The organism is Pseudomonas sp. PSB18 (genome assembly GCF_014596565.1).
Classification (GTDB): Bacteria; Pseudomonadota; Gammaproteobacteria; order Pseudomonadales; family Pseudomonadaceae; genus Aquipseudomonas.
The window spans coordinates 410,499-424,565 of sequence record NZ_NOIN01000001.1 but is presented as its reverse complement, the minus strand read 5'-3'; the positions used below and the strand labels follow the sequence as shown (position 1 = coordinate 424,565).

Here is a 14,067-nt window from a genome sequence, read left to right as displayed (position 1 = left end):
TGGCCGCCGTTGAGGCGAAATCATGAAGACAACCATCGAATTGCCTCTCTTGCCATTGCGCGATGTCGTGGTATATCCGCACATGGTTATCCCGCTGTTCGTGGGGCGCGAAAAGTCCATCGAAGCCCTCGAGGCCGCGATGACGGGTGACAAGCAGATTCTGCTGGTGGCTCAGAGAAATCCTGCTGATGATGATCCCGGTGAAGACGCGCTTTATCGCGTAGGTACCATTGCAACGGTCCTGCAATTGCTCAAGCTGCCCGACGGCACCGTCAAGGTCCTGGTCGAAGGTGAGCAGCGCGGGGCGGTCGAGCGTTTCAGCGAAGTGAACGGCCATTGCCGCGCTGAAGTGTCACTGATCGACGAAGCCGATGTACCCGAGCGTGAGTCGGAGGTGTTCGTCCGCAGCCTGTTGTCCCAATTCGAGCAGTACGTACAGTTGGGCAAGAAAGTGCCGGCTGAGGTTCTCTCGTCGCTGAACAGCATCGATGAGCCAGGCCGGCTGGTCGATACGATGGCCGCCCACATGGCGCTCAAGATCGAACAGAAACAGGAAATCCTCGAGATCATCGATTTGTCCGCCCGTGTCGAACACGTGCTGGCATTGCTCGATGGCGAGATCGATCTGCTGCAGGTTGAGAAACGCATTCGTGGTCGCGTCAAGAAACAAATGGAGCGCAGCCAGCGCGAGTACTACCTGAATGAGCAGATGAAGGCCATTCAGAAAGAGTTGGGTGACGGCGACGAAGGCCATAACGAAATCGAGGAGCTGAAAAAGCGCATCGATGCCGCAGGTTTGCCGAAGGATGCCCTCGCCAAGGCTCAGGCCGAGCTGAACAAGCTCAAGCAGATGTCACCGATGTCCGCTGAAGCCACCGTGGTGCGCTCCTACATCGACTGGCTGGTGCAGGTACCTTGGAAAGCCCAGAGCAAGGTGCGTCTGGACCTGGCCCGGGCCGAGGACATCCTCGACGCCGACCATTACGGCCTGGAAGAGGTCAAGGAACGCATCCTCGAATACCTCGCCGTGCAAAAGCGCGTGAAGAAAATCCGTGGTCCGGTGCTGTGCCTGGTCGGTCCTCCCGGGGTCGGTAAAACTTCCCTTGCCGAGTCGATTGCTCATGCGACCAATCGCAAGTTCGTGCGAATGGCCCTCGGCGGCGTGCGTGACGAAGCGGAAATCCGTGGTCATCGCCGTACTTACATCGGTTCGATGCCAGGAAGATTGATTCAAAAGATGACAAAGGTCGGCGTGCGCAATCCGCTGTTCCTTCTGGACGAAATCGACAAGATGGGCAGCGATATGCGTGGCGATCCCGCTTCCGCGTTGCTCGAAGTGCTCGATCCGGAGCAGAACCACAACTTCAACGACCATTATCTGGAAGTCGACTACGACTTGTCGGACGTGATGTTCCTGTGCACCTCCAACTCCATGAACATTCCGCCGGCATTGCTGGACCGTATGGAAGTGATTCGTCTGCCGGGCTACACCGAGGACGAGAAGATCAACATCGCTGTCAAATACCTTTCGCCGAAGCAGATCCAGGCCAACGGCCTGAAAAAAGGCGAGCTGGAATTCGATGAGGACGCGATTCGCGACATCATCCGTTACTACACCCGCGAAGCCGGTGTACGGGGCCTGGAGCGCCAGATTGCCAAGGTCTGCCGCAAGGCGGTCAAGGAACATGCGCTGGAAAAACGCTTTGCGGTCAAGGTCACTTCCGACCTGCTGGAGCACTTCCTGGGCGTGCGCAAATTCCGCTACGGCCTGGCCGAGCAACAGGATCAGATCGGTCAGGTGACTGGCCTGGCATGGACTCAGGTGGGTGGCGAGTTGCTGACCATCGAGGCCGCTGTCGTACCGGGCAAAGGGCAATTGATCAAGACCGGTTCCCTGGGCGATGTGATGGTCGAGTCGATCACCGCGGCGCAGACGGTCGTTCGCAGCCGTGCCCGGAGCCTGGGCATCCCCCTGGACTTCCATGAGAAGCGCGACACGCATATCCACATGCCTGAAGGGGCTACGCCCAAAGACGGCCCCAGCGCGGGCGTAGGCATGTGCACGGCCCTGGTGTCGGCATTGACCGGCATTCCGGTACGCGCCGATGTTGCCATGACCGGTGAAATCACCCTGCGAGGGCAGGTACTGGCGATCGGTGGGCTGAAGGAAAAACTGCTGGCGGCACACCGTGGCGGGATCAAGATCGTGATCATTCCGGAGGAGAATGTGCGTGATCTGAAAGAAATTCCTGACAATATCAAGCAGGATCTTCAGATCAAACCGGTTAAATGGATTGACGAGGTCCTGCAAATTGCGCTGCAATACGCGCCGGAGCCCTTGCCGGATGTGGCTCCGGAGATTGTCGCGAAAGATGAGAAGCGCGAGTCTGACTCTAAGGAAAGAATTAGCACGCATTAATACGCATTTTGCCTGGGGGGCTTCCTTGACAGTTTTTTAGAGCCCTTGTTATAAAGCGGCTCTTAAGTGTCTGTAGGCCATCCAGCACTCGTTTTTGCTTTCACCAAAAAAACTTAGAATCATCTCAAATAGATATAAGGGGACTTAGAGTGAACAAGTCGGAACTGATTGATGCTATCGCTGCATCCGCTGATATCCCGAAAGCTGCTGCTGGCCGCGCGCTGGACGCTGTAATCGAATCCATCACTGGCGCTCTCAAGGCTGGCGACTCCGTTGTCCTGGTTGGTTTCGGTACCTTCGCCGTTACCGATCGTCCAGCTCGCACCGGCCGTAACCCGCAAACTGGCCAGGCACTGCAGATCGCTGCTGCCAAGAAGCCAGGCTTCAAGGCTGGTAAAGCACTGAAAGACGCCGTTAACTAAGTTTCATTGAGTTTATCCGGGTCGGGGTCATGCCTGGCTTGGCAGCGGAGCGGTAGTGGGATCGGTTCAACCGGTCTGTCGTACCAGGGCTCGCGGGTTCGAGCCCGGTCCGCTCCGCCAGTTACGAGAAGGCGCATCCTCGGATGCGCCTTTCTTCTATCCGGATTCTACCCACGCTCCACGGTTGCCTAATTTTGAAGTTCAACCGTTTCTGGGGGACGCATGCTGCAGAATATCAGGGACAATTCACAAGGCTGGATTGCCAAGACCATCATCGGGGTCATCGTCGCATTGATGGCGCTGACCGGTTTCGATGCCATTTTCAAAGCCACCACCCACAGTAATGACGCGGCCAAGGTCAACGGCGAGAACATCAGCCAGAACGAGCTGAGTCAGGCGGTCGACATGCAACGTCGCCAGCTGATGCAACAGCTGGGCAAGGACTTCGACGCTTCCCTGCTGGATGAAAAGATGCTCCGCGATTCGGCGCTCAAGGGCCTGATCGATCGCAAGTTGCTGCTGCAAGGCGCGCATGATGCAAAGTTCGCCTTTTCCGAAGCCGCGTTGGACCAGGTGATCCTGCAAACGCCTGAGTTCCAGGTGGATGGCAAGTTCAGCCCGGAACGCTTCGACCAGGTGATTCGCCAGCTGGGTTACAGCCGCCTGCAATTCCGCCAGATGCTGGCCCAGGAAATGCTGATCGGCCAATTGCGCGCTGGCCTCGCCGGAAGCGGTTTCGTGACCGATGCCCAAGTGCTGGCGTTCGCCCGTCTGGAAAAACAGACCCGTGATTTCGCCACCCTGACCCTCAAGGCTGATCCGTCGGCGGTGAAGCTGACCGATGAGGAGGTCAAGGCCTACTACGACAAGCACGCCAAGGAATTCATGAGCCCCGATCAGGTGGTGATTGACTACCTGGAATTGAAGAAAGCCGCTTTCTTCGATCAGGTCAGCGTCAAGGATGAAGACCTGCAAGCGGCGTATCAGAAAGAGATCGCCAACCTGTCCGAACAGCGTCGGGCGGCCCATATCCTGATCGAAGTGAACGACAAGGTCACCGAAGCCCAGGCCAAGGCGAAGATCGAGGAAATCCAGGCTCGCCTGGCCAAAGGCGAATCGTTTGAAGCCCTGGCGAAGGAGTTCTCCCAGGATCCGGGTTCGGCCAACAATGGCGGTGACCTCGGCTATGCCGGTCCCGGTGTCTACGATCCAGCGTTCGAAAAGGCGCTGTACGCGCTGAACAAGGATCAGGTTTCGGCACCGGTGCGCACCGATTTCGGTTTGCACCTGATCAAGCTGCTGGGTGTCGAAGCGCCTGAAGTGCCCACCTTCGCCAGCCTCAAGGACAAGTTGACCCGCGAGCTGAAAGCCCAGCAGGTGGAGCAGCGTTTCGTCGAGGCGACCAAGCAACTGGAAGATGCTTCGTTCGAAGCGTCCGATCTGGCGCAGCCGGCCCAGGACCTGAAACTGACCGTCCACACGTCGGCGCCGTTCGGTCGCGAAGGCGGGGACGGGATCGCGGCCAACCGCGCTGTCGTCACGGCCGCGTTCAGCCCGGAAGTGCTGGATGAGGGTGCCAACAGCACCGCCATCGAGCTGGATCCGGAAACTGTCGTGGTGTTGCGTGCCAAGGAGCATCGCAAGCCAGAGCAACTGCCGCTGGAAAGCGTGGAAGTAGCCATCCGTACCCAATTAGCCAAGGAACACGCCAGCGAGGCCGCCAAGACCCGGGCCGATGAGCTGATCGCCAGCCTGCGGGAAGGAAAAACGCCGCCGGCCAAGGCTGTCGACGGCCAAAACTGGAAGGTCGTCGAGGCGGCAACTCGCAGCCAGGAAGGCATCGAACCTACGGTACTTCAGGCGTTGTTCCGCATGCCAAAACCGGAGTCCAAGGACAAGCCGACGTTTACCAGCGTGACTTTGCCCGACGGCAACCTGGTGCTGGTGCAACTGCGTGGCGTGAATGAAGCCGCGGCACCGACCGACGCGGAGAAGGCCGAATATCGCCGCTATCTCGCGTCCCGTGTTGGCCAGCAGGACTTTGCGGCTTATCGCAAGCAGCTGGAAAGCGAGGCGGACATCAAGCGTTTCTGATGTTCTGATGGCTTGCCAAGAAAAGACCCCGGCCGAAAAGCCGGGGTCTTTTTGTATCCGCTTATTGCTAAATGACAGGATGTTCATCGGCCTACTGGATTTACGCCTTTTTCCCGCAAACAACCCCCAGTAGACTTGTAACCCCTTTGAGACACGAATACCCACGCTGCCGGGGGCGTTCTGTTGCACAATACGCCCCCGGACCGTTTTCCTCAGGATGTTCAATGTTCAGATCATTTCACATGCGCACCGTCGGACTGGCACTGATGCTGGTCGCCGCAGCCGGCTGCTCGTCGAAGAAAGCCGCTATTTATGAGCATGAAAACTTCGATGATTCCGGTACGTTCTCCCGCACTTATCCGGTGAGCGACGCGGTGACCTGCGAAGCCGGGCGCCGGGCCTTGCTCAGCCAGGGCTACATCATTACCAGCAGCGACCCGAAACTGGTCAGTGGTCACAAGAGTTTCCAGCAGACCGGCGATACCCACATGGAGATCAGCTTCAATCTGGTCTGTGCCGAAGACGGTGGTGCCGGACATCATGCGACCATGTTTGCCAACGCGTTGCAGGACCAGTATGCGCTGAAGAAGGTCAACAACTCCGCCAGCCTGGGCGTGGGTGTGTTGGGGTCTGTGTCGATGCCGATCGGTTCGTCGGATGATTCGATGGTCAAGGTGGCCAGCGAAACCGTGTCGGCGGCCAAGTTCTACGAGCGTTTCTTTGCCCTTGTGGAGATGTTCCTGCCTGCAGAAGCGAAGAAAGGCGTGCCAGCTACCGAAAAGCCGAATACTGAGCTGGGGGTTCCGGAGCCCAAGGCCGAACCGGCTGCGTTGGCGCCTACTGCGCCGCCTGCTGCGCCGGCCCCCGTCGAAGCGACGCCGGCAGCATCGGAGCCCGTCGCACCGCCAGCGGAGCCTGCGCCGATTGCGCCCAGCGAGCCCGCGCCATACGTAGGTCCGGAATCGACGCTGGAAGAGATCAAGCCACCGCCACCCAGTGATTTGCCTCCGCCGACCGAGGCAATCCAGCCGCTGCCTTCATCCTGAGAATCCGTGGCAAGGATGTCATGCCTTGTCACACCTCCATAGGTTGATTTCCCATCGCTGTGCTACGTTTAAAACATGAAGCCTTTGCTTCATGTTTTGTTCATAAAGCAGCTTTATTCTGACACCAAGGCCATCAGGCGTCGGTTCAACGATATGGGAAGGATTCAAAATGGATGATTATCAGGAAGAGCTGCTGGAATATCAGGCTTACGAGCTGGATCCGCTGGAGCCTGCCGAGGATGCGACGGAGTTGTGACAGCCGCTGCAGGTTATTGGCATCAAGCTGAGCGCTTTAAGCTCTATTGGCCTTCTGGCTGCGGCGAAACTCTCCCGGCGTCTGGCCATTCCAGCGTTTGAAAGCGCGCTGGAATGCCTCGGCTGAGGCGAAGCCCAGCAAGTAGGCAATTTCGCCGAACGCCAGTTCGGTATCTCGAATGTAGGTCATGGCCAAGTCGCGGCGCGTGTCATTGAGGATCGCGCGAAATTGCGTGCCTTCCTCTGCCAGTTTCCGGCGCAGTGTCCAGGTCGGCAGCTTCAGGCGCGCCGCCACTTCTTCCAGGTCGGGTTCCCGTCCACCATTGAGTAACGGCCCAAGCAGTTGAATGATGCGTTCGCGCAGGCTGCGGGTACGGGTGAGTTGTTCCAGTTCCCGTTCACACAGTTGAACCAGGTGCCGCCAGGTGCTGGGGCAATGCTGCGGGTTGCGCCGGGCAAGGTCTTCCAGGCCCAGGCGCACCTGGTTCTGGTCGGCGCCGAACAGGATCGGACAATCGCCGAGCGTACGGTAGGCGTCCAGGTACACCGGTGCCTCGAACTCGATCTCGATGCGTTCGGCTCGTAACGGGGTGCCACTTACGCTGGACAACTGTTGGAGCCAGCCGGCAACGATCGAGTCCACGACGAAGCGGTTATAGGCGTTATAGGGGCTGATGGAATAGAACCGCAGCCAGGCGCCCCGGGCGTCCTCGTGAAAACTCGATTGGCCACGATAGTTGGAGCCATACAACGGCTCGAAGCGGATCAAGCAGCGTGCCGCTTCGCGTACCGTCGGAGCCTGGGCCGCGGTGACCCCAGCGAGGCCGGCCTGGCTCAACCGGCTGAGGCGGCCCATGCGCAGGCCCAGGGCCGTATCCTGGGTCTGCTGGATCGCAGCGTGACCGAGGCGCATATAGCGTGGAATCGATAATCGGGCCCCGGGCTCGGCCAGGCGTGCGGCGTCGAGGCCGTATTGTTCGAGCAGGGGCAGGGGATCCAGGCCATGGCTGGCTACCGCATCGGCCAGGCTGTGGACGAAGCCCACGGACAGGTCGCCCAGGCGCATCGGTTTCATGCTCACAGCCACAGGTTCAGCAGGCGGGCGCCACGGGCTTCGCCATCGGGGAAATGCTGGCCATCGTGGCTGATGAAGCTCTGGCCGGCATTGCCGTTGTCCCAGAACTGGCCGCGTAGAAACACGCTGACACCGCCCTTGGCCTGGCTGATGGGCAACTGGCTGGTCAGCGTCAGGCGATGCCAGGCCTGGCCTTCGCTCATCTCACCGGGCTTGAGGCTCACCTCGCTCGGTGTGGACAGGCCTTTATAGCCGTTCCAGGGTTTGTCCCAGGTGTCGCGCCCGCTGATGAAGGCGGGCACCGCGATCAGTTGTGCGCCCTGATCGTTGAGTTGTCGATAATAGCGCGGATACCAACTGTCGCTGCCGATCAGCACGCCCAGGCGCCCGGCGGGGGTATCGACGACGCGGAGGGCGTCCTGGCGGTCGGCCTCCAGCACATCCCGTTGCTCGAACACAGGATGCTGTTGACGCTGGGGCTGCCCGAGCGGTCGACCGTCCCTGCCAAACACCAGGCTGCTGTTATACAGCGCGCCGCGGCCGATCTTCAGTTCACCTTCGCTGACGCTGGGCTCGGGCAATATGATGGAGCCGGCTACCAGGGTCACGCCAAACTCCCGGGCCAGCCCGCCGAACATGGCCTGGTAATCATGAGCCATGGTATTGGCTTTCATGCGCAGGTACGCGTCCTCCAGGCGGTTGTCGCCTTGGGCCCTGATCAATCCACGGATGAACGCCAGTGGGTTGCTGATCGCCAGCCAGTTCATGGCTTCCTTCAATGTACCGGCCTGATACAGCTCGTCCTTTTCTCCGCTGATCATCAACCAGGTGCCAATGTGCTCGGGCAGGACCACGATGGTCTTATCGCTGAGCAGACCCAGGTCGCGAGCGGTCTCCAGGTAGGCCGCCAGTTTGCGGCGCAACTGCCCGGGGCTCTGATAGTCGGTTGGGAACAGCTCGGGCTGGATGCCCAGCAAGTTGCCTCGATCGGCAGGAACGCCCTGGTCGACCGCCAGGTCGATGCGCAGGTCCGAGAGGTAATGCCCCGTCGGACGATCCGCCGTCCACAGTGCATAGCTCATCAGGGCGGCGATCAGGGCCAGTGAAAACAGCAGATACAGAAGTTTACGCATGGAGAGCAATCAGCGGCCGTGTGCAGTTCTTACGGGGCAGGGTACGGTAAAACCTGAAATTAGCAAAAGAGAAGTCCCTGTGTGTGCGAGCCTGCTCGCGATGGGTGTGTGCAAACAGGTATCGCGCAGACTGCTCAGATGCCATCGCGAGCAGGCTCGCTTCCACAACTAGGACTCGCCGTCCATGGGGACTGGATCGCTGCACATTAAGATCAATAAGTTGTCAGTTTCGGTCATTGAGCGCAGTGGTCCCGGCTTTTAGGCTGTGGGACATGACTGATGGAGGCCGCAGAGCTTCCGCATTTTCCGTGATTGCCCGTTGTGGAGTGACCCCAATGACCGCCCCTCATTACCCGCATCTGCTGGCCCCGTTGGACCTGGGTTTTACCACGTTGCGCAACCGTGCCCTGATGGGGTCGATGCACACGGGGCTTGAGGAAAAGCCCGGTGGTTTCGAACGCATGGCGGCGTATTTTGCCGAGCGTGCCCGTGGCGGTGTGGGCTTGATGGTAACCGGCGGGATCGCGCCGAACGACGAGGGCGGCGTGTACTCCGGCGCCGCCAAGCTGACCACCGAGGAAGAGGCGCTCAAGCACCGGATCGTCACCCAGGCCGTCCACGAGGCCGGTGGCAAGCTCTGCATGCAGATCCTTCACGCCGGCCGCTACGCCTACAGCCCGAAGCAAGTGGCGCCCAGCGCGATCCAGGCGCCGATCAACCCGTTCAAGCCCAAGGAGCTGGGCGAGGAAGGGATCGAGAAACAGATCAGCGATTTCGTCACCTGCTCAAGATTGGCCCAGCAAGCAGAATACGACGGTGTCGAGATCATGGGCTCGGAAGGTTATTTCATTAACCAGTTCCTGGCGGCCCACACCAACCACCGTACCGACCGCTGGGGTGGCAGCTACGAAAACCGCATGCGCCTGCCGGTGGAAATCGTACGTCGGGTGCGCGAGGCGGTAGGGCCGAACTTCATCATCATTTTTCGCTTGTCGATGCTCGACCTGGTGGAAGGCGGCAGCACCTGGGAGGAAATCGTCCAGTTGGCCAAGGCCGTCGAACAGGCCGGCGCGACGATTATCAACACCGGTATCGGCTGGCATGAGGCACGCATTCCCACCATCGCCACCAAGGTTCCGCGGGCGGCGTTCAGCAAGGTCACGGCCAAGCTGCGCGGTTCGGTGACTATTCCGCTGATCACCACCAACCGCATCAACACGCCGGAAGTGGCCGAGCAGATCCTCGCTGAAGGTGATGCCGACATGGTCTCTATGGCACGGCCGTTCCTGGCGGATCCGGATTTCGTCAACAAGGCTGCTGCTGGCCGCGCGGATGAAATCAACACCTGCATCGGCTGCAACCAGGCCTGCCTCGACCACACCTTCGGCGGCAAGCTCACCAGTTGCCTGGTGAACCCGCGTGCCTGCCATGAAACCGAACTCAACTACTTGCCAGTCACTCACGTGAAGAAAATTGCCGTGGTCGGCGCCGGGCCGGCGGGGTTGTCCGCGGCTACCGTGGCAGCCGAGCGCGGTCATCAGGTGACGCTGTTCGATTCGGCCAGCGAGATCGGCGGGCAGTTCAACGTCGCCAAGCGCGTGCCGGGCAAGGAAGAATTCTTCGAGACCCTGCGTTACTTCAAGCGCAAATTGCAGACAACCCATGTCGAGCTGTGCCTCGATACTCGTGTGGATGTGGAGCAACTGGTGGCGGGCGGTTACGACGAGATCATCCTTGCCACCGGGATCGCGCCGCGGACGCCGGCGATTCCCGGTGTGGAGCATGCCAAGGTGCTGAGCTACCTGGATGTGATTTTGCAGCGCAAGCCGGTGGGCCGCAGCGTGGCGGTGATCGGGGCCGGGGGGATCGGTTTCGACGTGTCGGAGTTCCTGGTGCACCAGGGCGTCGCCACCAGCCAGGACCGCGAGGCGTTCTGGAAGGAGTGGGGGATCGACACCCGACTCGAGGCACGCGGTGGCGTGGCCGGGATCAAGGCCGAGCCCCACGCGCCAGCGCGGCAGGTGTTCCTGTTGCAGCGCAAGACGTCCAAGGTCGGTGACGGCCTGGGCAAAACCACCGGCTGGATTCACCGCACGGGGTTAAAGAACAAGCAGGTCCAGATGCTCAACGGTGTCGAGTACCTGAAGATCGACGACGAGGGGCTGCACATCCGTATCGGCGACAGCGGCGAGCCGCAGGTGCTGGCCGTGGACAACATCGTGATCTGCGCCGGCCAGGATCCGTTGCGTGAGCTGCAAGAGGGGCTGGAAGCGGCAGGGCAGACCGTCCACCTCATCGGCGGCGCCGACGTAGCGGCGGAGCTGGATGCCAAGCGGGCCATCAACCAGGGTTCGCGGTTGGCGGCGCAGTTGTAAGGGGGCGCAGATCCCCTGTGGGAGCGAGCCTGCTCGCGATAGCGGTGGTCCAGTCGACAGAAATGTTGGAGGTGCCGCCGTCATCGCGAGCAGGCTCGCTCCCACAGGGGAATGTGGTGGATGCTGAATCTGCGGCCATCCGTGACCGCCTGTTAGAATGCGGGCCTCTGTGCGCCAGGCCTGCTCGCAATGCTTCTTTCTGCCCTTGATTGGCACCCCAACCCCACACTTGAACCCCTTCATCTGGATTGGCTCACCCGCGCCGGTGTCGAAGTGGCGGTGTTGCGCCTGGACCGGATCGATACCCTGATCAGCGGCAACAAGTGGTTCAAGCTGGTTCACCATGTGCGCGCCGCACACGAGGCCGGCGCCGAGGGGATCATGAGCCTGGGCGGGGCCTATTCCAACCACCTGCATGCACTGGCCGCTGCCGGCAAACGCTTTGGCTTTCCGACGGTCGGGCTGCTGCGTGGGCATCCCCGGGAAACACCGACGGTGCTCGACCTGCAAGCATTTGGCATGGATTTGCACTGGTTGGGGTACGGCGGATACCGGGAGCGGCATGCCGCGGATTTCTGGGCGTCCTGGCAGGCGCGCTACCCCCATCTGCACCCGGTGCCCGAAGGCGGGTCAGGCTTGCCGGGCGCGCAGGGCTGCAAGGCCTGGGTGACCAGCGCCCGTGAACAACTGGTGGCATTGGGGTGGACGGGCTATCACGGCTGGTGGTTGGCTTGCGGCACCGGAACATCATTGGCGGGACTGGTGTTGGCCGAAGCGGGAGCGCATCCGGTTCATGGTGTGCTCGCGGTGCCCGAGGACCACGGCGTGGCGCAGCAGGTCGAAAGCATCATGCGCGAGGCGGGCATTGCCGATCCGCGTTATGAATTGCTCGACGGCAGTCGTGGCGGTTTCGCCCGGGTCGACGGGCCACTGAGCGCCTTCATCGACGCCACGGGTGCAATCGAACTGGAGCCGCTCTACACCGGTAAGGCGCTGATGATGCTCAAGGCGCACGTCGAGGCTGGCCGGTTTGCCCAAGGCACGCGCTTGATCTTCGTCCACACCGGCGGCTTGCAAGGCCGCCGGGGATTTGAGTAAGCGCCGTCAGCCGCGCTTTGGCATCATCCGCAGCAGCGTGTTATCGCGCACGATGTAGTGGTGATACAGCCCCGCCAGGGCATGCAGGCCGATCAACCAGTAGCCGATGGTGCCGCCCAGCACATGCCAGCCTTCCAGCCGTTTGGCGAAGTTCTTGTCCTGATCGATCAGCAGCGGCAGATCGAAACCGTAGAACATCACTTGATGCCCTTCGGCGCTGGTGATCAGCCAGCCCAGCAGCGGCATGGCGATCATGAACAGGTACAGCGCCCAGTGCATCAGGCGCGCAAGGAAGGTCTGCCAGACAGGCGAAGCCGGAAAGATGGCCGGTGCCTTGCCCACGCTGCGGGCGAACAGGCGTAGCCAGACCAGCAGGAACACCGTCAGGCCGAGCATGAAATGCGCTTCCTTGATCAGGGTTCGACCGCCGCTGCCCTTGGGGAATATCCCGCGAAATTCTATGCAGGCATAAACCACGGCCAGCAGCACCAGCATCAACCAGTGCAAGGTGATCGTGACGGTACTGTAGCGGTTCTCGGAATTTTTCCAGGGCATGCGGGTATCTCCAGACATCAGGGTAAAGCGCCGTCTCGAGCGGCGTTGTGATGTTACTTTAAGCCCGTTTCGCTGGGTTTGCATGAGTCAGATCAGCTTTTGTCCGTACGGCCCCGGTTTCCGGCCGCTGGGCAGCCAGGCCGCCCATCGCGGTATTCGGTGAGGCGTCAGGGCGTTGTGTCGGGAGGGTTCAGAAGCCAGTCGAACAGCAGCCTGACGTCGGTATTGCCCGGCGCCGGTTTTGACGGCGCCATGAAGCGTCCGCCACCGCTATCGATACCGCCCGGGCACAGCACCGGCCGATCGGGATCGCCGTCGAGAAAACTGACCAGCACTTCACTGCCGGCCATCGGGGGCGGGCTGTCGTGGAGGCTCAACCTTGACAGGGGCAGGGGAATGCCTTCGTCATCCGGGCTCCACAAGCTGACACGGACCTGACCCCGTTCATCCGGCACCGCCGGCTGCCCGGCAGGGCCAAGGACATGCGCCACGTGGTAACCGGGAATGCTGGGCCTGGGTTGCTTGAGGGCAGGCCTGAATACGGTGGACCATGGGATGGCCGAGAACCTGTTTCGATAGTCCCTGGCCGACGACACGGGCGGCTGACTCGCTTCCAGGATCGAAAACTGCCGCCCGCGATGCTGGACCTCGATGACCAGCCATTGATCGTTGAACGTCGATACCGGGTGCTCGCCGATCTGCACGATGTGGCCACTGCGCAGGGCCGGTTGAGTGCTGTGGCCGTGGATTTCCCGTTGCCGGCAGCGCAGGCGCTCCAGGTTCCGGTGCCCGATCTGATAAGCATGAGCCAACGCTGGATTGCTCCGTATCGCCTCGTGATCGGTGCCGTTGAACCCATGATTCGCTGCGCTGGTTTCGGTGGGTGTCATTGCCCGCTCGGCGAAGTGGATGGGCAGGGCAGACGCCGTCGGGTGGTGGCGCTGGTACAGCCGTTCGAGTGCCGGTTGCTCATCGGCCTGCGTCCGCAGTGTCAGCTCGACCGCCCGTGCCGGGAAGCTCTTGGGATCTTCGGCAAACACCAGGACATGGCCGGAAGGGGAGTGTTCGAAGTGATAGTGAATGCCTTCTTGCTCACATAGCCGCTGCAGCAGCTCCAGGTCGCTTTCTTCGTACTGGATACAGAACGGGCGGGATGGGTACTGGCCGTGGGGCAGTTCGAAACGGTAGCTGTGCGCGGGCAGCGCGTTGTCTTCCAGCAGGCGCTGCAGTATCTGTACGACGCTGAGCTGATGGAAAACCCGTCGTCTCGGACCCTGCTCCAGACGCTGGAGATGGGGAACCAGGGTCAGGCGATAGCCGATACGGTGCGGTGCAGGGGCGCTCAGGCTGACGCTGTGGACGATGCCATGGACACCGGACTCGCCGTCCAGGCGCAGGAACGCCGGTTGCCCGAGCAACGTGTCGGGATTGATCGGCGGCGCGAGGCCGATCAGTTCGAGGTCGAAGCGGTACGGCTGGTTGAGGGCCTCCCTACCGCTGAACCGCAGCACTTGCAGGCGCAAGTCGCTTTGCGTGAGTGTCAGGCTGAAGGGGCTTTCCGTGTCGTTGCGCATCGCGGTGCTTACTTGAAAGAG

At 60.9% G+C, this 14,067-nt stretch carries 10 protein-coding genes; 6 read left to right on the top strand and 4 right to left on the bottom strand.

The features are described from left to right. Positions 1-22 precede the first annotated feature (22 nt). From lon to CGA22_RS01755, 4 genes are all read left to right on the top strand, one after another. Positions 23-2,419 (top strand): endopeptidase La, encoded by a 2,397-nt coding sequence (gene lon / locus CGA22_RS01770; protein ID WP_041021205.1) that lies wholly within the window; start codon positions 23-25, stop codon positions 2,417-2,419. 149 nt (positions 2,420-2,568) lie between these two features. Next, a complete protein-coding gene (locus CGA22_RS01765; protein ID WP_041021206.1) occupies positions 2,569-2,841 on the top strand; it encodes an HU family DNA-binding protein in 273 nt (90 codons plus the stop codon). 222 nt (positions 2,842-3,063) lie between these two features. Continuing rightward, positions 3,064-4,935 carry a SurA N-terminal domain-containing protein gene (locus CGA22_RS01760; RefSeq protein WP_041021207.1) on the top strand — a complete coding sequence of 624 codons (1,872 nt, stop codon included), beginning with the start codon at positions 3,064-3,066 and terminating at the stop codon, positions 4,933-4,935. Positions 4,936-5,159: 224 nt separating this feature from the next. Next, on the top strand, positions 5,160-5,981 hold the full coding sequence (locus CGA22_RS01755) for a DUF2242 domain-containing protein (RefSeq protein WP_041021208.1): 822 nt from the start codon (positions 5,160-5,162) through the stop codon (positions 5,979-5,981). Positions 5,982-6,273: 292 nt separating this feature from the next. Here the strand turns inward: CGA22_RS01755 and CGA22_RS01750 are convergent, their stop codons facing one another. Both CGA22_RS01750 and CGA22_RS01745 read right to left on the bottom strand, forming a co-directional pair. Beyond that, positions 6,274-7,311 carry an AraC family transcriptional regulator gene (locus CGA22_RS01750; protein ID WP_041021209.1) on the bottom strand — a complete coding sequence of 346 codons (1,038 nt, stop codon included), beginning with the start codon at positions 7,309-7,311 and terminating at the stop codon, positions 6,274-6,276. A 2-nt stretch (positions 7,312-7,313) separates the two neighbouring features. Beyond that, entirely contained in the window at positions 7,314-8,444 is a 1,131-nt protein-coding gene (locus CGA22_RS01745) for a carbon-nitrogen hydrolase family protein (RefSeq protein ID WP_041021210.1), read from the bottom strand. A 335-nt stretch (positions 8,445-8,779) separates the two neighbouring features. Between CGA22_RS01745 and CGA22_RS01740 the strand changes: the two genes are divergently transcribed. Beyond that, the gene (locus tag CGA22_RS01740) at positions 8,780-10,819 is read left to right on the top strand and encodes an FAD-dependent oxidoreductase (protein WP_041021211.1); all 2,040 of its coding nucleotides are present in this window, start codon (positions 8,780-8,782) and stop codon (positions 10,817-10,819) included. Positions 10,820-11,008: 189 nt separating this feature from the next. Beyond that, entirely contained in the window at positions 11,009-11,917 is a 909-nt protein-coding gene (locus CGA22_RS01735; protein WP_041021293.1) for a 1-aminocyclopropane-1-carboxylate deaminase/D-cysteine desulfhydrase, read from the top strand. Between the two features lie 6 nt (positions 11,918-11,923). Here the strand turns inward: CGA22_RS01735 and CGA22_RS01730 are convergent, their stop codons facing one another. Beyond that, positions 11,924-12,472 (bottom strand): cytochrome b, encoded by a 549-nt coding sequence (locus CGA22_RS01730; RefSeq protein ID WP_041021294.1) that lies wholly within the window; start codon positions 12,470-12,472, stop codon positions 11,924-11,926. A gap of 167 nt (positions 12,473-12,639) precedes the next feature. After that, positions 12,640-14,046, bottom strand: coding sequence for a type VI secretion system Vgr family protein (locus tag CGA22_RS01725; RefSeq protein ID WP_041021295.1), 1,407 nt, complete (start codon positions 14,044-14,046; stop codon positions 12,640-12,642). Positions 14,047-14,067: the final 21 nt, after the last annotated feature.